This window comes from Streptomyces sp. NPDC025784 (genome assembly GCF_055558435.1).
Window position 1 is genome coordinate 95,880 of the sequence record NZ_JBVHMN010000021.1, and the last position, 20,623, is coordinate 116,502.

At 68.4% G+C, this 20,623-nt stretch carries 18 protein-coding genes and 1 pseudogene; 10 read left to right on the forward strand and 9 right to left on the reverse strand.

Annotation, left to right across the window (positions count from 1 at the left end; genetic code table 11):
• Window positions 1-69 precede the first annotated feature (69 nt).
• The 6 genes and pseudogenes from ACZ4IF_RS35985 to ACZ4IF_RS36010 all read right to left on the reverse strand — a co-directional run bounded on the left by ACZ4IF_RS35985 (window position 70) and on the right by ACZ4IF_RS36010 (window position 5,277).
• Entirely contained in the window at window positions 70-609 is a 540-nt protein-coding gene (locus tag ACZ4IF_RS35985) for an SMI1/KNR4 family protein (RefSeq protein ID WP_467570748.1), read from the reverse strand.
• Window positions 606-899: a hypothetical protein gene (locus ACZ4IF_RS35990; RefSeq protein ID WP_467570947.1), complete on the reverse strand. Its 294-nt coding sequence runs from the start codon at window positions 897-899 to the stop codon at window positions 606-608. Before ACZ4IF_RS35990 ends, ACZ4IF_RS35985 begins: the two co-directional genes overlap by 4 nt.
• On the reverse strand, window positions 808-3,312 hold the full coding sequence (locus tag ACZ4IF_RS35995) for a hypothetical protein (protein ID WP_467570751.1): 2,505 nt from the start codon (window positions 3,310-3,312) through the stop codon (window positions 808-810). Before ACZ4IF_RS35995 ends, ACZ4IF_RS35990 begins: the two co-directional genes overlap by 92 nt.
• 139 nt (window positions 3,313-3,451) lie before the next feature.
• Window positions 3,452-3,679: pseudogene (locus ACZ4IF_RS36000) on the reverse strand (WXG100 family type VII secretion target); the annotation flags it as partial.
• A gap of 93 nt (window positions 3,680-3,772) precedes the next feature.
• Window positions 3,773-4,420 (reverse strand): hypothetical protein, encoded by a 648-nt coding sequence (locus ACZ4IF_RS36005; protein WP_467570754.1) that lies wholly within the window; start codon window positions 4,418-4,420, stop codon window positions 3,773-3,775.
• Window positions 4,421-4,533: 113 nt separating this feature from the next.
• Window positions 4,534-5,277, reverse strand: a complete 744-nt coding sequence (locus tag ACZ4IF_RS36010; protein WP_467570757.1) for a hypothetical protein — start codon at window positions 5,275-5,277, stop codon at window positions 4,534-4,536.
• 475 nt (window positions 5,278-5,752) lie between these two features.
• Between ACZ4IF_RS36010 and ACZ4IF_RS36015 the strand changes: the two genes are divergently transcribed.
• The 9 genes from ACZ4IF_RS36015 (at window position 5,753) to ACZ4IF_RS36055 (ending at window position 12,683) form a co-directional block, all read left to right on the forward strand.
• Complete coding sequence (locus ACZ4IF_RS36015) at window positions 5,753-6,055, forward strand: hypothetical protein (protein WP_359503096.1); 303 nt, start codon at window positions 5,753-5,755, stop codon at window positions 6,053-6,055.
• 7 nt (window positions 6,056-6,062) lie between these two features.
• Window positions 6,063-7,313: an enoyl-CoA hydratase/isomerase family protein gene (locus tag ACZ4IF_RS36020; RefSeq protein WP_467570760.1), complete on the forward strand. Its 1,251-nt coding sequence runs from the start codon at window positions 6,063-6,065 to the stop codon at window positions 7,311-7,313.
• A gap of 14 nt (window positions 7,314-7,327) precedes the next feature.
• Window positions 7,328-8,239 carry a hypothetical protein gene (locus tag ACZ4IF_RS36025; RefSeq protein ID WP_467570762.1) on the forward strand — a complete coding sequence of 304 codons (912 nt, stop codon included), beginning with the start codon at window positions 7,328-7,330 and terminating at the stop codon, window positions 8,237-8,239.
• Complete coding sequence (locus ACZ4IF_RS36030; protein WP_467570765.1) at window positions 8,236-8,931, forward strand: hypothetical protein; 696 nt, start codon at window positions 8,236-8,238, stop codon at window positions 8,929-8,931. Before ACZ4IF_RS36025 ends, ACZ4IF_RS36030 begins: the two co-directional genes overlap by 4 nt.
• Window positions 8,932-9,378: 447 nt before the next feature.
• A complete protein-coding gene (locus tag ACZ4IF_RS36035) occupies window positions 9,379-9,678 on the forward strand; it encodes a hypothetical protein (protein ID WP_345644497.1) in 300 nt (99 codons plus the stop codon).
• Window positions 9,675-11,033 carry a hypothetical protein gene (locus ACZ4IF_RS36040; protein ID WP_467570768.1) on the forward strand — a complete coding sequence of 453 codons (1,359 nt, stop codon included), beginning with the start codon at window positions 9,675-9,677 and terminating at the stop codon, window positions 11,031-11,033. Before ACZ4IF_RS36035 ends, ACZ4IF_RS36040 begins: the two co-directional genes overlap by 4 nt.
• Before the next feature lie 54 nt (window positions 11,034-11,087).
• Window positions 11,088-11,471, forward strand: coding sequence for a hypothetical protein (locus ACZ4IF_RS36045; RefSeq protein ID WP_095935895.1), 384 nt, complete (start codon window positions 11,088-11,090; stop codon window positions 11,469-11,471).
• 121 nt (window positions 11,472-11,592) lie between these two features.
• Window positions 11,593-12,096, forward strand: coding sequence for a hypothetical protein (locus tag ACZ4IF_RS36050; RefSeq protein WP_467570771.1), 504 nt, complete (start codon window positions 11,593-11,595; stop codon window positions 12,094-12,096).
• Entirely contained in the window at window positions 12,093-12,683 is a 591-nt protein-coding gene (locus ACZ4IF_RS36055) for a hypothetical protein (protein ID WP_467570774.1), read from the forward strand. Before ACZ4IF_RS36050 ends, ACZ4IF_RS36055 begins: the two co-directional genes overlap by 4 nt.
• A gap of 102 nt (window positions 12,684-12,785) precedes the next feature.
• Here the strand turns inward: ACZ4IF_RS36055 and ACZ4IF_RS36060 are convergent, their stop codons facing one another.
• From ACZ4IF_RS36060 to ACZ4IF_RS36070, 3 genes are all read right to left on the reverse strand, one after another.
• Window positions 12,786-13,445, reverse strand: coding sequence for a hypothetical protein (locus tag ACZ4IF_RS36060; RefSeq protein WP_467570777.1), 660 nt, complete (start codon window positions 13,443-13,445; stop codon window positions 12,786-12,788).
• Entirely contained in the window at window positions 13,429-14,781 is a 1,353-nt protein-coding gene (locus ACZ4IF_RS36065; protein ID WP_467570779.1) for a hypothetical protein, read from the reverse strand. The genes ACZ4IF_RS36060 and ACZ4IF_RS36065 overlap by 17 nt, the downstream gene beginning before the upstream one ends.
• A gap of 336 nt (window positions 14,782-15,117) precedes the next feature.
• A complete protein-coding gene (locus tag ACZ4IF_RS36070) occupies window positions 15,118-15,426 on the reverse strand; it encodes a WXG100 family type VII secretion target (RefSeq protein ID WP_078629450.1) in 309 nt (102 codons plus the stop codon).
• A gap of 300 nt (window positions 15,427-15,726) precedes the next feature.
• Here ACZ4IF_RS36070 and ACZ4IF_RS36075 point away from each other — a divergent pair, with 300 nt between their 5' ends.
• A complete protein-coding gene (locus ACZ4IF_RS36075; protein WP_467570782.1) occupies window positions 15,727-20,301 on the forward strand; it encodes an FtsK/SpoIIIE domain-containing protein in 4,575 nt (1,524 codons plus the stop codon).
• The last annotated feature ends 322 nt before the right edge of the window (window positions 20,302-20,623 follow it).

The following is a 20,623-nucleotide window of genomic DNA, read 5'->3' on the forward strand; positions in this document are numbered from 1 at the left end:
GATCTACGTCGTACGCGTCCCAGGCCTGGAGGGCTACCCACCGCACGCCGCTCGCGGGCGCAGGGACGGTCAGCGCCGCCGCGCCCCGGGAGACGGATAGCCTGCGAAAACAGGCTGATCCTTCTGGAAGTCGCGAGGGAAGATCTCCACACGATGCGCGCCGGACAGCACGGCCACCAGGAATTCAACGATGCCACCGTCGAAGTGCGGCCATTCCGTATTCCGTGCGCCGTTCACTACGACAGTCCACGAATTCGGCAGAGCCTCCGGGCGTGTCACCCAATAGACAGTGTCACCGTTGTCGGTCTTACCGACGGGCAGCAGCTCGTCGGTCTCGTAGGGAATCTTTTCCCCGTTCTCTCGCAACTCGTCGAGAATCTCGGCCGCTCGGTCAGCGGATTCTACGAGGCGGGTCGGATGGAAAGGCGAGACGGGCTGCAGGATGTACAGGAAGCTGTTGAACGAACCCGGCCCGTATCGTTCGACCAGCCACTTGTAGTCGTCCGGAAGTACCACCCCCAGCGCTTCCTCGAACTGGGGCCAGTCGACCTCCACCTCTGCACCTTCGGGCGGTGGCGCCAGCCGCAGAAGATCGTCCCGTGCGGTCACAGCATCTCCGTCTCTCCGAGCCTGAACATTCCTGCCGGGTTCTCGAGGACCCTGTCCAGGCGGAACCCACCGTCGCCGCGCGCGTGAAAGGTGAGCTGATGCGGTGCGACATCGCCCGGCTCAGGGTAATGGGCCCGGACGTGATAGGTCACCATCTGCCCGCCATCCACCGCATCAAAGATCTGCTGCTCGATCTGGTCACGCATGATGGGCGTATTCCTGGGGTCTTGCGTGAGAGTGACCAGATTCTCCTCCAGATCTCCGGATCCCCCCAGACGATCGGCCAGCAGATGCCCTCGCCCCTCGTTTTCCGTCGTGGTCCCAGGTGAGCGTGACGGGTTGGGGAAAATCCTCCGACGTGGTCGTCTGCTCCGTGACGACGGAACCGTCCCATGTGAAAAGCGTCGCCTCGACTACTTTCTCCCCGTCAGCAGTCAGCTTCTGCTTGGCGATACGGCGTCCGAAGGGGTCGTACAGATAGCGCCAGACCATACCGTCCGGCGTGGTCACCGATATGAGCCTGTTCTCGGCGTCCCATTTGTAGCGCCATTCATCGGGCTTGCGGGACAATCGGGTCCTGCGCCGCGTTACCATCCGCCCTGCGGCGTCGTACTCGTAATGCACAGAGCCTGCGCGGTTGAGCTTGGTGCCCTCGAATGCCCGTTCTCCCTGGACGTCCTTGCCCGACTGGCGAGCGGGCCAGGCCGCTCGGGTCTGATTTCCCGTCGCGTCATAGGTGTACGCCTCGAACCAGTCACGGGCTCGTACCTCGGTGACACGCCCAGTACTGTCCAGCCCGAACTCGGTCCGGCCACGGAGCAGATCGTCGATCACACTGAGGTGTCCGTCCGCCCGGAACGCATAGCTCCGCTGCTCCACCGGTTCGCCGGCTGCCGAGAGCGTCTGCCCCACCAAGCGCCCAGCAGGGTCCCAGTCCTGGGTCAGCGCGGCCGAGTCGCCCCACCGACGTGAGACCTCGTGGCCTGCGGCATCGTGGCGGAAGTCGATGACATGTCCTGAGGCGACCAGCGAGGAAGGACGTCCTGCATCGTCGTATGCAAACTCTGCCGTCGCTCCCGCGGGAGTGGTCCTCGCGATACGCCGCCCTCTGGCGTCGTATCCGCACGCAAGCGTGCGGCCGTTCACTGTCTCGGCGACCACTCTCCCCGCGCCGTCCCGACGCCAGGTGATCTCACAGTCCGGATTCACAGCGCTGTGCAGCATCCCCGCTCGGTCGTATACGTACGTGGTGACCTTGCCCGCGGCGTCCTTCCTGGCAGTGCGGCCCAGTTCGTCAAGGGTGTACCGGACCACCTCACCGAGGGGATTGGTTCGCGCGACCACGCGCCCCGCCGCGTCTCGGTCGTACGTCACCTGTCGTCCGTCGAAGTCCTCCTCGCCGACAACACGGCCTACCGCGTCGTAGCGGTACGTCCATGCACGGCGTTCGGGACCGAGTACTCGGGTGAGCCGCAGCGAGGGGGAATAGGTGAATTCGTAGCGGCTTCCATCGGGACCCGTACGAGCACTGAGCAGATCGAAGTGGGTGTACTCGTACGTCGTCACGCCGCCGTTGGCATCGACGTGACGGAGACAGTTGCCTTCCCCGTCGTAACTCCACTGCTGTTCAGCTCCGTTCGGTCCCATAAACCGAGCAATCTTGCCCTCGGCTGTCCACCAGTACCTGCTCACGGACCCCAGCGGGTCGGTTGCTGCTCGTACGCGGCCGAAGGGATCGTAGTCACGGGTCAGTCGATGCCCCAGGGCGTCCGTGATCTCGATCGGCTGTCCAGCCGGGTTGTTTCGCACATATGTGGTCGCACCCAACGCATCGGTGACAGCACAGATCTGACCCGTTTCGTCGTACTCGTACTGCGTGGTGGCCCCGACCGGATCCGTCACGGAGGTGCAGTTGCCTCGGCTGTCATAGGTCCGCGAGAAGGTGGATCCGTCCGCCGACGTCACCGACGTGACCCGCCCCAGATCGTTGTACGTGCAACGGGTCGATCCGCCATCGGGGCGTTCCACAACAACGAGATGACCGGACGAGTCGTAGGTGAATCGCGTGACGTGCCCCATGGCGTCGGTCGCCGAGAGCAATCGCTGGTCGGCGTCGTACTCGGAGCGCGTCACACCGCCACAGGCATCGACCTCGGCCACCACCAGAAAGGCGTCGTTGACGACGAAACGGGTCACCGCCCCCTCGGAGGTCGTCAGTGTGGTGATCCGGTCCTCCGGCCAAGCCCGATCGACGCCGTCGTAGTCGATGGAGACAGCGAGGTGCCCAGCTTCGCCGCCTTCCTCGACGCAACGGTCCCACTGGTCGTAGACATAGGTGTAGCTACTGTTGTTCGTGTCCGTCCATGAGGTCACACGAAGTCGTGCGTCGTAGCCGAACCGCAAGGGCACACCACTGGAGTTGACCACCCTGGTCAAGCTGCCATCTGTGTAGCCGTAGCCCATGACGGTGACGTCCGCGCCCTCCGCGTCACCGCCCACCAGATGGATTCCCGTCACGCGATGGTCCGACGTGCTGACCCTCAGGTGGTAGCCCGCGGAATGCCTGATCGCCGACGGGGTGCCGGCTTCGTCGTAATCGAACTCGATCGCGTTGCCGTTGCGATCCGTGATGCGACGGAGCAAGGCGACTCCGGCGACGGGCCTGGCGAACCAGCGCGTCACGCCTCGCGACCAGTCGTCCACGCGGTATTCGCCGTTTTCCAGACGGACGAGTGGCCATCGGGGGCCCACGTCGGGCAGTACTGGTTCGTCCGGGCCCACCGGGTGGGCGTAAGCCAGCAGTAGTCCGTCTTCGGTGACGAAGACGGTCCCCTGGTCACTGCTTCGGCACACCCGAGAACTCGTCCCCGAACGCCTTCGCCGACTTCCCCGCCCACTTCAGAACAGCGTCCTCGTCCGCCATCCCCTTGACCGACCGCAACGCCTCCCCGACATCGTCCGCGAAGTCGTGCAGATTCTTCGCCAGATGACGCACGCGATCCGGATCACCGGGCGTGGGGTCCTTGTCCAGATCCAGGACATGCCAGTCCCCCGGCCGATTCCCCGCCATACCGCAACCCCCGTCACGCCCACACCACAACAACCGTACGAACGATCGCAGTTACTAGGGATGCGCGGATGACGGGAAGGCCGTTCGCCCGGTCTAGTTCGCGAAGCGGAACGTCGAGGTGATGGCGTCGAAGATGTCGAAGAAGGAGTCCGCGAGGTCGAGTACCTGGCTGCTGCCGGCGACGAGGGCGACCTTGCCCTCCTGGCCCGGCACAGGGATGAACGTTTGCATGAGCACGGCGCGGACGGTGCGGTTGAGGGCGTCGTCCGGTACGGGGATGTCCTCGATGCCGTAGGTGCGGGCCGCCGGTCCCACGCCGGGGATGTCGACGGTGGTCACCTTCCGCCAGGCGTCGCCCTCCTTCTTCGCCTCGCGCACGGCGAGCCGGCCCGCGATCGTCGCGGGGTCCGTCGAGAGGGGCTCACCGGACTGGGTCCGGCCGCCGACGATCGAGACCGTGACGGACGCGGTGATCGGGGTGTCGCCGCCGAAGCTCTCCGCCATGCAGCCGCAGTACAGCGCACCCGACTTCCACGCGTCGGCCGCGGACTTGCGCAGGAAGGCGGTGTACGTGTCGCGGTACGCGGCCAGCTCCGGGTGCTGCTCGATCCGCTCGCCGACCATGCGCCGTACGGAGTCGTCGCGGGACTCGGGCCGCACGTCGAACTCCCACCACGACTCGGGCACCTTGATGCGAAAGCCACCGCGCTCGATGGTGAGCGTCTCCATGTAGCGGGCCATGGTGCGTCCCCCGTTGCTCGTCCTTCAGTTCGGCCGGGTCAGCCTACGAGGTGACGCGCGGCGTCATTCGGGCACCTCGGCCTCGTCACGGACTCAGCGACCCGACACTTCGCTCAGACGCACAAGGACCGGTCCGCGAAGGAAAGCAGCTCATCGAGCCGGATCTCCTTGGGCGCACCGGCATCCGGCTCCCACTCCGCCAGGAGGAGGACGTCGTGCCACTCCACGCGCCACACCTGGTGATGCCTGTTCTCGAACTCGACGAAGCTGCCCGGGCCCCCTTCCAGCAGCTGGATCTCCTCCGACAGGCGGCGTGGCTCGGCGAATCCACGTCCCGGGTTGGTGCTCCGGCTCTTCGTCCGCGTATTCGCGTAGCGCATCTTGAGGTAGGGAACGGGGTCCCGGTCCAGGTTGTTCATGCGCAACATCCGATACCGGGTCACTGCCTCGTCGAGCGTCTCGTCCCCGGAGAACTCGTCCGCGTACGCCGGGAACGTGAGACGGACCAACGGGGTCAGGTCCGGATTCTCGACACGGTAGAAGCGGTGCACTTCGGCGCCCACTCCGGCGACGACGTCGAACGTCCGCCCGGGCGGTGCCACGAAGCCCGCGGCCGCCGCGAGATGACGGTTGCGGGCAAAGATGTCCGCTTCATGGTCTCGCGCGAACATCAGGGTGGCTGCCGCCAGTTCCCGGTCGTAGGAATCCCTGCCGCTCAGCTGAAGCAGACGCTCGCCATCGGCCGACAGCGCCCCGGCGAAGTCGATGCCCGGCGCCGGCGTCCAGTGCCAGGCGTCGTCGAGTCCCGGAAGCGGGGTGGCGTTCGGAAAACCGGTCACAACTGCGCGCAGGTCCATGGCTTCTCCTGAGTCGACCGTCGACCGTCGACCGCACGAGTATCCGTCGTCCATCCTTCGTCGGCTTCCTGTGCATGGGTCCCCGTCGCCCGGCCGCCTCCGCGAGAGACCTCGGACCGCTCCATCACTTCCAGCCGGTCGTGCGGGTGGACGCCATTCGCGTGGTGTTGTCGGAATGCGCGCGAGGCGATGCCCTTCCAGCGAGTACGCGGCCGTCCACGCAAACCCTTCCCAGCCACCCCAATCCCCCCGATCCACCCTTCGCGATACGCAAGAGCGAAAACTCCCCGGCCGCGCCAAGGCCAGGCAAACGCAGCCCCATGGGCATCCCAAACAACACCCGGAGAGGTGCCCTCCCGGGCGCGCAGGCCGGAACCGTCCTTAGGATTGGCCGGACGGTCGCCGTGGCCGGAGGGGCGTTTGCTCGCGCTCCCGTCGGGGCGATCTGTTCACAGAGGCAACGGGGACGGACATCGTGAGTGATCTACGGCTCGAGGACACGATCTTCGAGGATCTGAGGAAGACGTTCTCCACCGTCACGGACCGCATGGACACCGCCCGCCGCACGCTGCGCGGCACCGACGGCTCGGTCGTCGGGGACGCGGGTCTCGTGGACGACGTGCACGACTTCGCCGACGACTGGGGCTACGGCATCAAGCAGCTCGGCAAGCACACCCAGGGCGCCATCAAGATGATCGACAAGATCGGCGAGTCCTTCGAGAAGCTCGACCTGGATCTCGCCGAATCGCTCAAGTCCCCGAAGAAGAAGGGGCACTGAGGCACGCATGGGACGCCCTCCCTTCCCCCACATAGGCTGGGACCCGACGCCGGGTGACGTCGAGCAGACGCGTGAGCTCGCGAAGAAGCTCGGCGGGCTCGCGGGCGAACTCGGCACGGCGTTGCGGGAGTTGCAGCAGATCGAGTGCGGCGCCTGGAAGGGCAGGACCGCGATCGCGTTCAGCGAGCACATCTCCACCGATGTCACGCCGCTGATCAAGAAGAGCCACGACTCCTTCGACAAGGCCTCGCGCGCCCTGCATCGCTGGGCCGGGCAGCTCTCCGGCTTCCAGGACGAGGCCGACCGGCTGGAGAAGACCGCCGGCGACAGGCTCGACGCCGAGGACAAGGCCGAGAAGAAGGCCGAGGGCAAGGGCAGCGACGAGCTCGGCAAGGCGTCCGGCGCGGTGGACAAGGTCATCAGTGACGTCCACGACCTCGAGGACCGCTACAAGAAGGCCGCGGCCCTCATCAGCAAGGACCTCGACAAGGCCGCCGACATCGCACCGGACGAGCCCGGGTTCTGGGACAAGCTGGGGCACGGGATCGCGGACGCGTGGGACGCCACGGGTGAGTGGATCAAGGATCATGCCGATCTGATCAAGATGGGCGGCGACCTGCTCAGCGATCTGAGCGGCATCCTGGGAATGCTGGCCATCATCACGGCGCCGTTCGAGCCCATCGGTGCGATCTTCGCCGCCGCGGCCGTGGTGACCAGCGGCCTGGCCCTCGTGTCACACCTCGTCGCAAAGGCGGCCGGCGCGGACGTCAGCTGGGTGAGCATCGGCTTCGACGCGCTCGGCTCGCTCCCGGGGATCGGCGCCTTCAGCAAGGGCGTCAAGGTCGCCGACGGCGCCACCGCTGCCGCGCGCGCGGCAGAACTCGGCGAGGGCTTCAAGGGCGTCACCACGATCGGCCGGAACATCATCGGTGTGGGCGACAACGTCGCGGGCGCCGTCAGCTTCACCGTCAAGGGCCGCACGGTCGGTCTGTGGGGCATCAAGGCGGGCGGCTTCATCTCGACCGAGGGCGGCGTGATGAACCGGATCAGCCTCGTCGCCGAGCAGAACATCCGCAACGGGCAGTGGATCGGCACACGGGGCATCCCCGGTCTGAACAAGATCGATTCCATGAGCAACCTGGGACGAGGCATCGACGCGGCCATCAAGATCGCACCCAAGGCGTGGTCCATCCCCTCGCACATCGGCGAGATGATGCACCCGGGGGACCGTTTCCATGACTCCGCGACGGCGCACTGAGAGGACATGAGGCCATGGACTGGTACCCATCCCAGGACGAAGACCTGATCCTGCGGGCCAACGCCTCCTTCGCGACCGGACTGGCACCCCGGGTCGCCGGGCTGCGTTCGTTCCGGGACACCGAGCGGCAGGACATCGAGGCGCAACTGATCGGGTGGCCGCCCGGCCCCGGCTTCACCCCCCGCGGCAAGGGCGGCCGCGCGGGCGTCCGTGTCCTGGACGTCGCCCTGCTCGGCATTCCCCTCCTGCTGAACATGATCGCGAACGCGGCGGCGCCCAGTGGGGCCCCGTTCGGTGAACCACGCAGCCCCGGCGGACCGCAGGAGCCGGAGAACGAGGTCGACGACTTCCCGGTCGTCTGGGCGGCGCCGGGGACCCTCGCCCGGACCCTTCCCTGGCAGCTGGATCCCGCCCGCCGGCCGAAGTCGTACCGGACCGAATTCGTGCTGACCGATCGGCGGCTCCTCGTCCTCGGTGTGGACGGGACGGCGGGACTGGCTCCCGCCGAGGAACTGTGGGAGACACCGCGGGAGACCATCGCCACCGCCGAGGGGATGCCGTACTCCGAGAGCGGCTCCGATGTCAGGCTCCGCTTCACGGACGGATCGTGGACCCGGTGGAAAGCCGGTGACGCCGCCCGGCTCATCGCCGGTCTGCGGGGCGAGCGCCGCCGGGTGACCATGGACGAGATCACCTCTGAACAGCGCGGTCGCGTCGCGGAACTCGTCGCCGACCCACCGATCCGTGTGTCCCGGTCGGTGGCCACCGTACTGCCGGTCGAGGAGCCGCCGGAGCTGGAGCGACTGGACGACGGCACGATCGCGGTGCATCTGCGTGTGCCCCTCTCCAACGGCATGGAGCAGACCCTGACTCGCTACGTGGACCCTTCCGGGGCGGACGCGTCACCGGAGGGCCGGGCACGGTGACCGAGATCTCCCGACTGGACCCGACGCTCTCGGCCCGCACGATCCCGCCCATGTCGTTCGTCGTCCCGGACGGCTTTCACGCCCTGCCGGTCGAGGCCTCCGCGAGCGAACGGGCAGAGGCCGCCGCGGAGTTCGTACGAGGCCTGTATCCCGGTGGGAACAGTGAGCTCTGGCAGACGACGACCCCGTACTACGAGCTCGTCACGGAGGCGATGGCCACGGCAGGACTCGCCTACTCCGCCTTCGGCCTCTTCGGCCTGGAGGAACAGGGGGTGGCCCACTGCTCCTTCACCGTCGCCGCCTACGCCTCCGACCACACGGACCCGGACATCGCCGCTCAGGGCATCCTGGCGGTGCTGGCCTCCGACCCGCTCAACGACGCCCGTCGGCTCGACCTGCCCTGCGGGCCGGCCGTCTCCTGCATATCCGTACGCGAGTTGACCCTGAGTCCCGAGGTGACGGCCGACGGCGCGGAGGCCACGCTGACCACCGGGCAGATCCAGATCCACATCCCGTTCCCGACAGGTCCCTACACGGCCGTCGTCACGGTCGACACCGCCGCGATGGAGTACTGGGGCGAGTTCTGCGACATGACCACGGCCGTCCTGCAGACCGTGTCCTTCGCCGACAGGGATCAGGAACCGCACCCGTCGCCGGACACCACCGCACCGCAGCGGACGGTTCAGCTGTGACCAGGGGACTTTGAGGTCCGGCCACAAGCCGTCGACGCGTCGCCCCTGAGGACGTACGCCGACGGCGACCTGTCGCCGTCGGTCCGGGACGACCGCAGGACGCACCCGATAGCGGCCGCGAAGAGTCGCCCCCGCTGCCGAGCTCTCGACGTCAGCCGCACGGCCGTGCCCGACGTGTCGGCGACGGGCACGCATCAGAGCAGGACGGTTGCCCGATTCGTGCACATTCGGCGCCTCCTGAAGGGCTTTTCGGAGAGAGCTCGGCCTGGCGAAACCATCGGGCACACCTATATCGTCGTGGCTCTTGACCATACCTTTGTCATCCGAGGGGCCCGTCTTGGAGCACCGCCCTTTGCACGTTGCTGCCGCGCTCGTTGCGACCACGACCCGACAGTCGGCCGCCTCGGGCAGCGACGAAGCCGAAGGCCTGCGAGGGAAGGGGTCTCAGTGGCAGAGCCGGACCTGACGGTCGACTACGACTTCCTCGCGGAGTCCGAGCGGAAACTCGGCCAGCTCCACAGGACGTTCAAGGACATCGAGAACCGTCGTGACGACATGCACCGGCACTGGGGCTCGGATGCGGTGGCCGACGTCATGGTCGATTTCGTCGACAACTGGGACGACTACCGCACCAAGCTCATCGAGAGCATCGAGTCGGTCGGCAAGCTCGTGGCCGGCACCAAGAAGGCCTTCGAGGATCTCGACGACGAACTGAGCAAGCGCGACGAGAAGAAGCCGAAGAAGTGACGACAGCGACATCCGAGCGACGCCCGGCCGACTGGCAGCCGCTGCGCGACACGGACCCGGTACCCGGCGATCCGGAAGAGATCCGTGCCGAGGTCCGGCACATGGTGTCGGTCGCCAAGAAGCTCCGGGACCAGGCCAAGAACCTCCAAGCCATCAGCAAGGAGGACAAGCTCAAGGGAAAGTACGTCGAGCGCCTGCGCGAGGACTCCTCCACGCTGGAGAAACACATGCGGGAGGTGGCGGGCCGCTACGAGCGTGTCCACGGCCATCTGACCACGTGGGCGAACGAGCTGGAGGACTTCCAGTCCGACGCCGACCGCGTGCTGCGCCGGGCCAAGGAGAAGCGGGACGAGATCGAGGCGGACAGGGCCAGGGATTCCGGCTCCGGCGACAAGGGCGACCCGAAGCCGTCCGCGCGCGAACCCGGCGACGACCCCCTTCAGACGTACCGGAACCAGCTGGACGCCATCACCGGCGAACGCGATACCCGTGCCGACCACCACGCGCGCAAGATCAGGGACGAGATCGACGACGTCATCGAGGACTCGGTCTGGGACAACATCAAAGGGTGGTTCCACGACAACGCGGACTGGATCAAGACAGTCCTCGACGCCCTCGGCTGGATCGCCACGATCGCCGGCATCATCGCCATCTGGATTCCCGGCCTGAACTTCCTGGTTCTCGGGATCGCCCTGCTGACCATCCTGGCCAGATCCGTGCTGGTCGCCTCCGGTGACGCCTCCTGGACCGATCTGGCCTTCGACATCGGTGGCCTGCTCCTGATGGGCATCGGTCGTGGCGGCATCAACATGCTCAAGGGCGCGAACAAGGTGACCACCGCCGCCGCCCAGAGCAGCCGGACCGCCGGGCTCAAAGCCGGACTGCGGTCCCACAAAGGGATGCTGAACGATCTGAGCAGGGCCATGGCGGGCGCCCAGGACGACGTCTCCCGCACGTTCTTCTCGGACCTGCGCACCTTCACCCTGAAGAAGATCTCCCGGGACACAGGCCTGGTGGCCAAGGGCCCGACCCCGGTGTCCACGGTCTCCAAGTGGCTGCACCTCGGGGATGACGAGGCAGCAGGGCTGTTCGGACAGTTCCGGGCGAACAAGGGAGTCTTCCCCGGGTCCGTGTCGGGCGGTGGCTCCGTGCTCGGGCATCTGGGGTACGGGGCGTCCATGGGCGCCGCGTACGTGGGCATGGGCGTCGACGTCATGGACAAGTCGTTGAGCAAGAGCGACTCCGTCGGCTGGCTGAACGAGCATGGCCTCCTCCCCGGCGACAAGCCGTACAACGACGGCTACAACACCTGGAAGGAGAGCGGCTGGATGCCCGCCGCGGACACCCACTGGTGAACACTCGCGTGCGCACACGGAACGACGCCGGACGCGACAGAGAAAGGAGGAGGGATGGCTGAGTCCCTCCGTGAGCAGTTGGGCACCGGCCCGAATTTCCGGGTACGGGTGACCATCATCGGCGCGCTGGTCTCCATCGCCCCGCTGATCGTGGTCTCGCTCCTGATCCCCGATGCCGGTCGCGACGTCCTGTTCCCGGTCTACTGGGCCCTGTTGACGAGCTGTCTGCTCCATCTTCTGTGGATCCTGATCAAGAACCCCACGCCCAGCAAGAGGCCCCCACTGCTGACCCGGGATCTCGCCATGGGATGGTCCCTTCTGCTTCCCAGCCTCATCAGCTCCTTCTGGCCGGGAATCGTCGCCTCCCCTCTGTTCACCGTGCTCGTCGGCGTCACCTGGATCGCCGAGAAGATTCGGAACCGCAGTGTCACATCCTGAGCCCCCCGTGGAATCCGCCTGTGCCCCGAGCGGGTTCAACATCGTCCCGCCGCCCGGATGGGACACCGTTCCACTGCGGAACGGCACGAGCGAGGCCATTCAGCGGATCGTAGGGAAATCCGTGGCCCAACTCCCGGCCGGATTTCCGAAGGACGACATTCCCAAGGCGCGTCTGCGGCTGACCAAGGAGTTGAAGCAGACCGTGCGGCAGGCACGGAAGTCGCACGGCCTGACGCTGTATCTCCCCGTCGAGCGCATGCACGGAATCATCATCCCGGCTTCGTTCGTCGCCTCGGAGCCGCTGGCGGCACCGACGGGCGACGTCGCGCCCGAAGCCGTACTCAGAGATCTCGCACGTGACGCCGAGGACGCCTCCGTGCGCGAGGTCGACGGGACGGCGGCCGTACGGACCCTGCGGCGGCTTCCCGCCGATCCGGAGAACGGAGTCGAGGTTCCGAGCTGGCGGGTGCAGTACACCGTGCCGGTTCCGCACAGTGTTCCCGCTCAGTGGCTGACCTTCTCCTTCAGCACGCTGATCGTCCCCGACATGGGCACCGAATTCGCCGAGATCCTGGTCGAGCTCTTCGACGCCGTGATGACGACTTTCCGTTGGAGCTACGCATGATGATCGTCGAGACCGATGCCGATCCGGCCCTGTGGTTTCCCATGCCGCTGGGAGGCAGCAGATCCGAGTTCGGGCAATGGCTGGACCTCCACCTCGATGCCAGTGCCCTGCTCCATCGACGCAAGCTCACTTGGCGTGAGAAGCGGCAGACAAGGAAGTTCCTGGAAGGCTCGGCCACCATGCTGCGCGACCGCGTGCAGGCCGACCAGGCGTTCATCTTCGGCGCCATGCCACCCCAGGCCGCACCATTGGTCTTCTTCACCAAGCAGTTCGCCTGCGACGAGGAGCACAGCGACCTGCACTTGAGCATGCTGGCCGAGCCCGATCCGGCGACCGCCGCCGCAGACCGTCGCGTGGAGACGGTCCCCTTCGTCTCCCCTCACTTCGGCGAGGGTCTGCGCAGCCTGTGCAGTTGGGCGGGTCCCGACGGCGGTCTGATGCTCTCGGTCGCGTACGCATGGAACGATCCGGAACACCGGGTGGATCTGGTCCTCAAGGGCCACTACGACGACCCCGCACTCCTCGAAGCCTCCTTCGACGCCGTCGACGATTTCGCCAGAAGCCTCCGTCTCAGCGACGTGGCATGACCGGCCGGTAGGCGGAGCCTCCAGGAGCGGCGTGCGGCCGACACCGGGAGTGTGGGCAGGCCGACGCTCCGCCCCTCGGCACCCCGGAAGACCGGACCGAGGTCACTCGGCGCCCGGGGCAGCCGTGGACCCGCCGTCTCCTACGAGGGGTGTGATGTGCAGGGTCCGTACCGCCTCGTCGGCCAGTTCCGCGATCCGCTCGGAGCGGGAGGTCTCCTCCCATTCCACGGTGACGACGATGAGGGTCTGCATGGCGGGCGGATAGATCGCATACTTGATGAACTCGGTCGTTTTCCGGCCGAAGCCGAAGAGGCGCTTCACCTTGAGCGCGGACTGCACGCGCACGGCGGGGCCGGCGGGCAGTTCGAGGCGATTGATCTCAGGTTCGCCGGTGACCTCGGCATTCACCCACTGCAGAAGCATCGGGATCACTTCATCGCCACCGGGACGCGGCACACCCTCATCGCCGTATCCGTCGACCGTGAGGTTGGCCAGGGCCTTCCCTGTGTCGGAGTAGTAGGCCGCCGCGAGCGTGGGGGCGTCCGCGTCGAGGGCCATCGCACGTTCGACCATGTCATCGATGACCGAGGCACTCTCCATCTCCAGAGCGTGCGGGTCGAGCTGACGCACGACCTCCGTCGCCAATGTCCGGGCCTCAGCCTTCGTGCCCACGCGGAGCGTCAGGTCGACCCAGCCGGGCCGGAACTCGACGCCGCACTCGTACGGTTCGACCAGAACGGGAGGGTCATCGTGTGCGGGCATGCTCGTTCCCTTCGAGGGACGCGGACCGGGCGGTTGTCCCGGCAGGTGGCCTGTCGCTGGACAACCGGCTGATGAGCGCGCTGGCCGCCGCGGGAACGAGCTCGCCGAGGATGGTCAACGCGGAAAGCACGCCTGCCAGGAGCGCCGGACCTCGATCGCCGAGGATGCCCAGCAACAGCGGAAGACTCAAGATCGGTACGATCAGCAACTCTCCGCCGCCGATGACCGCCTTGTGCCAACTGGTCCGGTCGCGTGCGTCCTTGGCGTCCATCGGCGACATGCGGCGGACGTCGCCCGCGAGAATGTGGCTCTTCCACCAGAGCTGGGCGCCTCCCGGGTCCGGCTTGCTTCCTCGGCCGCGCCGCCGCACCGCCTCGTCCACGACGGGAACCCCGAGTGCCGATCTCAGCGCGGCCCAGCGTTCATCGCCCTGGAGGCCACCGAACCAGCACCTCCAGGGCAGCAGCACTCGCGCCTCGCCCTGGCCGTCCCGAAATTCGACTCCCAGCGGCACCCTGGTCTCCGGAGCGACCAGGCGCACCAGCTTCGCGACGCCATGTGCGCCGTACCGTCCGAGTCGGCGTTCCTCACCGATCGTGTTGGTCAGGACCACTTCCCGGGGCAGTACGCGCACGCACGCCGTCCGGCAGAACCGCCGGGTCGCCCCCGCGTCGGGCCCGGGGGAAGGCGTGATCACAGTGGTTTCGGCGGGCCACACGTCCCGCCGGTTGCGCCACCAGGCGCCGACCCGCACCGCGCCGTCGGCCGCCGGGACGAGGAAGAGGGCCCCCGCCGCGAGGGGGAAGCCCCAGTCGGGGTCGGCGGCGAAGCCGATCATGAGAGCAATGAACCAGCCGAACGCGCCGATCCCTCTGACCCAGTTGTGCCAGTGGGGCAGTTCGGTGTGGAACGCCGGGTCCGGTCTGTGGTCAGGGCCGTCGCCCGGCTGCCCGACGACATCAGCCGTCCGTGTGCTCTCTTCCAGCGGGATCCCGAGGAAGGTGACGAGCTCCCTCAGCCCCGTCCGCTTCAGACACTTCGACGGACGGAGATCCAGTGCCCCGACCACCGACGCCTCGGGCAGCCAGTCCGCGAGAGGAACCCGCAGAATGTGGCGTCCGTCCTCGCCCTGGAAGACGAGAACACCCCAACGCTCGGCGGGACGCTTCCCGACGGTCTCCCAGAGTTCGCCGGGAGGGTGGAAGACAGCGCGCCGGATACCTTCGGCGCCGACGGCGTAGCGTCGCTCCCGCAGTCTGTGATCGCGTACGACGAGAGTCTTCCCGTCTGCGTAGAGCCGGGCCCGACGCACGATGGACGTGCTGTGCGGGCGCATGCCCCGTGGGCGCGCCACCGGTCCCGCCGGTTCGCGAAGCGACCTGCTCGCTGTCGACCGCCCCGTCATCACGCTCCCGATCCACGCCTGCTCACCTGTTCGGCGAGTGCCCGCCGCTCAGGCGTCCTTGGCCCGGTCGCCGACCGGTCTCTCTCTTCGGTGGTGAGGACCGGGCGGGGGCCGCCTCTGAAGCCGATCCGCAACATGCGCGGTGCGGGCCGGGCAGAGGTCCTCGACGGCCGCCGCACCGAGGCTGGGCCCTTCGGTGGGACCCCGGGCGCGCCGGGGCACCCCAAGTGCCCCGTCGCGCCCACGAATCGAGCCGGACGCGGGACGCTACTTCCCCTTCACGCCCTTGGCCAGCTGGTCGTCCAGGTCCTCGTACGCCTTCGCGGCGTCGTCGAGGAACTTGGCCATGCCCTTGAGGCCCTCCAGGGTGTCCTTCATGCCCTTGGTGAACTCCTTGAAGGAGTCGTCGAAGGCCTGCGAACCCTTCGCGGTCGTGTAGCCGTCCGCGACCAGGCCGTCGATGTAGCTGTCGAGCCCGTGGAGCTTGTCCTCCATCTTCTCCTTCTCGTGGCCCAGACGCTTCGCAGCGTGCCGCATCTTCTCGTATGTGATGTCTGCGTCTTTGCCGCCGGCCATGTGGCGTCCTCCATGCTTCAACTCGCCGCAGGGCCAACCCCCGTGGCTCCTGATGCGGATGATGCGATCTTCCGCATTGAGCAAGCAGCTTACTTACGGCGCTTGCAGGAGCACACCCCGGTTCTGTCACGGGCGCGCTCCGGCCTTGTGCGGGCGGGCGCCGCAGGGCCCGTGACCGGCAGCGGGTCTTCAAGGAGCCCTCACACCGCTCGTTGCCTGCGGGAAGGTGCGAGCGGCTATCGTCGTGGGCACTGTGGCCGGCGTTCCGGAGGCGGCCTCAGGTGGCTGGGGAGGACGAGAGTGCGCCTGACTCTGACCGTCGTCGATCCGCTCGGCGGTGCCACCGCCGACGTGGTTCTTGATGCGGATCCCGAGTCCTCGGTGGGGGACATCGCCAAGGAGCTGGCGGCGCACGTCGGGTACAGCGGCGGCGCGCAGATCATCCCGATCGGGCAGCACCAGGCCGCGAGCGGCGGGGCGCCCGTCACGTACGTCGACGGGTATCCCGTCGATCCCGGCGCGACGATAGGGACTTCGCCGCTGCGCGAGGGCGCCGTCGTCAGTCTGCACGACCCCGCCGGGTGCCTGCCGGGCGAGCCGTCCGGGCTGGTGGAGCTGAGGGTCGCGAGCGGTCCTGCGGCCGGTGCGGTGCACCGCCTCGGGATCGGCCGGTACGACATCGGCAGCGGGCCCGCCTCCTACATCCGCGTCGACGACCCGGAGCTCCCGCAGCGCGCCCTGACGCTGTCCGTGGCGACGGACGGGACCTGCAAGGTCGCCGTGCACGGGGACGCGAAGGACAAGGAGGGCGTCACCCTCGACGGGTCGGCCGTCGAGGAGCGCGACAGTGACGAGTGGCCGCTCGGCAGCCAGATCGCCGTCGGCAACACCCTTTTCGAACTGGACCGTTACACGCCCCCGAACGCCGCCCTGAAGTGGTCGGACGACGGTGCGGGCCTCGACTACAACCGGCCGCCCCGGCTGCACCCGCCGGAGCGGGAGACCAAGTTCCGGCTGCCCAGCCCCGTTCGTGACTACGAGGCCCGGCCGCTGCCCTGGCTGATGGCCGTGACCCCGCTGGTCGGCGCCGTCGTCTCGGTGATGATCTTCGGGCGCTGGTACTACCTGATCATGGCGCTGCTCAGCCCCCTGATCATGTTCGGCAACTTCTTCATGGACAAGAAGCAGGGACGCAAGTCCCATGCGAAACAGGTCAAGGAGTACAAGGAGCACAAGGAGCGGATCGAGAAGGACGCCCAGGAGGCGCTGGTCGCCGAACGGCTCGACCGGCGGCAGGCCATACCCGACCCGGCGGCCGTCCTGTCGCTGGGCACCGGGCCGCGCACCCGGTTGTGGGAGCGCCGGCGCACCGACGCGGACCATTTGCTGCTGCGCGTCGGGACCGGCCGGCTGCCCTCCGAGGTCGTGCTCGACGATCCGGAGCAGGACGACCACAAGCGTGAGGTCACCTGGACCATCGAGGACGCTCCGGTCGCGCTCCCGCTGCGTGAGCGTGGGGTCGTCGGCATCGCGGGGCCCGGTGATTCGGCGCAGGCGCTGGGGCGTTGGGCCGTCGCGCAGACGGCCGTGCTGCACAGCCCGCTCGACGTGCAGTTCTACGTACTGACGGAGAACAGCGGCCGGGAGGGCTGGGACTGGGTGCGGTGGCTGCCGCACAGCCGGCCCTCGGGCGCACAGGACACCAACGTCCTCATCGGTACGGACGCGGAGACCGTCGGCGCCCGTATCGGCGAGCTGACGCAGCTGCTCGACGCCCGGCAGAAGGCGGCGAAGCAGAACGGCAACAAGGCGTCGTTCAACGACCCCGACATCGTCGTCGTGTGGGACGGTTCGCGCCGGCTGCGTTCCATGCCGGGTGTGGTGCGGCTGCTGCGCGAGGGGCCCGCCATGTCGATGTACGCGATCTGTCTGGACGCCGAGGAGCGGTTCCTGCCCGGCGAGTGCCAGGCCATCGTGATCGCGGAGCCGAAGCCCGAGGAGTACGCCGTCCCGCAGCAGCGGGTCGCACCGGGTGCCCCGGCGGCCCCCGGCGGTTTCCCTTCCTTCCACGCCTGGCACGCCGCCGACGCCGACGACTCCGCGGCGGGCACGGAGCAGGCGCTCGAACTGCGGCTGCGCGTCCAGCAGACGGGCGTGGCCCGCGTCCGCGACGTACGGCCGGACTTCGTCTCGGCGGCCTGGTGCGCTCGGCTGTCGCGTGCCCTGTCCCCGCTGCGCGACATCAGCGGCGAGACCGAGGACTCGGCGCTTCCGGGCGCCAGCCGGCTGCTCGACGTGCTCCAGCTGGAGCCGCCGACCGGTGACGCGATCACCGCGCGCTGGCGGATGGGCGGCCAGTCGACGATGGCGGTCATCGGCGAGTCGTACGACGGCCCGTTCGGTATCGACATGCGCCGGGACGGCCCGCACGGTCTGATCGCGGGCACCACCGGTTCCGGCAAGTCGGAGCTGCTGCAGACCATCGTGGCGTCGCTGGCCGTGGCGAACACGCCGGAGAACATGACGTTCGTCCTCGTCGACTACAAGGGTGGCTCGGCGTTCAAGGACTGCGTCAAGCTCCCGCACACCGTCGGCATGGTGACCGACCTCGACGCCCATCTCGTCGAGCGGGCCCTGGAGTCGCTGGGCGCCGAGCTGAAGCGGCGCGAGCACATCCTCGCCGCGGCCGACGCCAAGGACATCGAGGACTACCAGGACCTCGTGCGCCGCGACCCGTCGCACCCGCCGGTGCCCCGGCTCCTCATCGTCATCGACGAGTTCGCGTCCATGGTGCGTGACCTGCCGGACTTCGTGACGGGCCTGGTGAACATCGCCCAGCGGGGCCGCTCGCTGGGCATCCACCTGCTGCTCGCCACGCAGCGGCCGAGCGGTGTGGTCTCCCCCGAGATCCGGGCGAACACCAACCTGCGGATCGCCCTGCGTGTCACCGACGGCGGCGAGTCCAGCGACGTCATCGACTCCCCCGAGGCCGGGCACATCTCCAAGAGCACCCCGGGACGGGCCTACGTCCGCCTCGGGCACGCCTCGCTGGTGCCGTTCCAGTCGGGCCGTGTCGGTGGCCGCCGTCCCGGCGCCGCCGATCCGACGCTGCTCGCCCCGTGGGCGGGCCCGCTCGGCTGGGAGGACCTGGGCCGGGCCGCGCTGGTGAAGCCGAAGGCCCAGCAGCGCGAGGAGGAGGAGATCACCGACCTGAAGGTGCTGGTGGACGCGGTCCGCGAGGCCAACCAGGCGCTCGGCATCCCCGCCCAGCACAGCCCGTGGCTGCCCGCGCTGTCCGACACCCTGCTGCTCGACGAGATCCCGGTGCCCGCCTTCTCGGGCGGACCGGGCAAGCTGCCGCCGGCCCCGTACGGTGTGGAGGACCTGCCCGCCGACCAGGCCCGCCGGCCCGTCGTCGTGGACTTCGCCTCGTTCGGTCACCTCCTCGTCGGCGGTGCGCCGCGCAGTGGCCGCTCGCAGATCCTGCGGACCCTCGCGGGTTCGCTGGCGCGGACGCACTCGGCGGCGGACGTGCACCTGTACGGCATCGACTGCGGCAACGGCGCCCTGAACGCGCTGACCCGGCTGCCGCACTGCGGGGCCGTCGTCAGCCGTAACCAGACCGAGCGCGTGGTCCGTCTCATCGCCCGCCTCAAGGGTGAACTCACCCGGCGGCAGGACCTGTTGGCCGACAAGGGGTTCGCGGACATCGGCGAGCAGCGGGCCGCGGTGCCGGAGGAGGAGCGGCTGCCGCACATCGTGGTGCTGCTCGACCGCTGGGAGGGCTGGCTGCCGACGCTCGGCGAGTACGACCACGGTGACCTGACCGACCAGCTGACCGCGATGATGCGGGAGGGCGCGAGCGTCGGTCTGCACATGGTGATGACGGGCGACCGCCAGATCCTGTCGACCCGCATCGGCTCGCTCACCGAGGACAAGTACGGTCTGCGGCTCGCGGACCGCTCGGACTTCTCACTGCTCGGCATCAACGCCCGCAAGGTCCCCGAGGAGATCCCGCCGGGCCGCGGCTACCGCAACGAGCACGGCACCGAGACCCAGTTCGCGCTGCTCTCCGAGGACTCCACGGGTCAGGGGCAGGCCGCGGCGATCGCCGCGATCGGCGAGGCCGCGACGGTGCGTGACGCGGATCTGCCGCGCTCGCGGCGCCCGTTCCGCGTCGACGTCCTGCCCACCCGGATCTCCTTCACCGACGCCTGGGAGATGCGCGACCCGGAGGCCTCCCGTTCCCGGCTGTGGAGCCTGGTGGGCATCGGCGGCGACGACATCATGGGCTTCGGTCCGGACCTCGCGCGGGGTGTGCCGACGTTCGTCATCGCGGGTCCGGCCAAGTCGGGCCGCAGTACGACGCTGATGAACATGGCGAAGTCGTATCTGGCGCAGGGCGTCCGCATCGTCGTCGCCGCGCCGCGCCCGTCGCCGCTGCGCGAACTCGACGGTGTGGACGGCGTGCTGAAGGTGTTCGACGAGGACGACATCGAGAGCGACGACCTGCGCGAGGCCATCGACTCGGCCACGTTGCGGGAGCCCGTCGTGGTCCTCGTCGACGACGGCGAGGTGCTGGAGGACTGCGACGCCGAGACCGTGTTCAAGCGGATCGTGCAGCGCGGCGCGGAGCGTGGTCTCGGCCTGGTCATCGCCGGTGACGAGGACGACGTGTGCAGCGGCTTCTCCGGCTGGCAGGTGGAGATGAAGAAGGGCCGCCGAGGAATCCTGCTCTCTCCGCAGGACTCCTCGGCGGGCGAGCTCATCGGCATCCGCACGAACCGGAGCATGGTCGGCGGGCCGGTGGCCCCGGGCAAGGGCCTGCTGCACCTGGGCGACGGCGAGCCGCTGACGGTCACGACGCCGATGTGACGCGGGCCGACGGCACGCACGACGAGACGTGGGCCGACGGCACGCACACCGATGTGACGCACCCGCGCCCCGGTCCGGAACACCTCCGGGCCGGGGCGCGCGGTCGAGAGCAGCGGGCCGGCCGGACCCGGCGGCGGCGTACGGCCCGCCTCCGGGTCCGGGAACGCTCAGGTCCGGAAACGCTCAGGTCCGGGAACGCTCAGGTCCGGGAACGCTCAGGTCCGGGAACGCTCAGGTCCGGAAACGCTCAGGTCCGGAAACGCTCAGGTCCGGAAACGCTCAGGTCCGGGAACGCTCAGGTCCGGGTCGCGCGGTCGCGCGG

Bases quoted from the DNA above. Each gene is read 5' to 3' on its own strand.
- ACZ4IF_RS36070 (WP_078629450.1), bottom strand. From the start codon at position 15,426: ATGGCCGGCGGCAAAGACGCAGACATCACATACGAGAAGATGCGGCAC.
- ACZ4IF_RS36020 (WP_467570760.1), top strand. From the start codon at position 6,063: ATGGGACGCCCTCCCTTCCCCCACATAGGCTGGGACCCGACGCCGGGT.
- ACZ4IF_RS36010 (WP_467570757.1), bottom strand. From the start codon at position 5,277: ATGGACCTGCGCGCAGTTGTGACCGGTTTTCCGAACGCCACCCCGCTT.
- ACZ4IF_RS36060 (WP_467570777.1), bottom strand. From the start codon at position 13,445: ATGCCCGCACACGATGACCCTCCCGTTCTGGTCGAACCGTACGAGTGC.
- ACZ4IF_RS36045 (WP_095935895.1), top strand. From the start codon at position 11,088: ATGGCTGAGTCCCTCCGTGAGCAGTTGGGCACCGGCCCGAATTTCCGG.
- ACZ4IF_RS36025 (WP_467570762.1), top strand. From the start codon at position 7,328: ATGGACTGGTACCCATCCCAGGACGAAGACCTGATCCTGCGGGCCAAC.
- ACZ4IF_RS36005 (WP_467570754.1), bottom strand. From the start codon at position 4,420: ATGGCCCGCTACATGGAGACGCTCACCATCGAGCGCGGTGGCTTTCGC.
- ACZ4IF_RS36055 (WP_467570774.1), top strand. From the start codon at position 12,093: ATGATGATCGTCGAGACCGATGCCGATCCGGCCCTGTGGTTTCCCATG.
- ACZ4IF_RS36065 (WP_467570779.1), bottom strand. From the start codon at position 14,781: ATGCGCCCGCACAGCACGTCCATCGTGCGTCGGGCCCGGCTCTACGCA.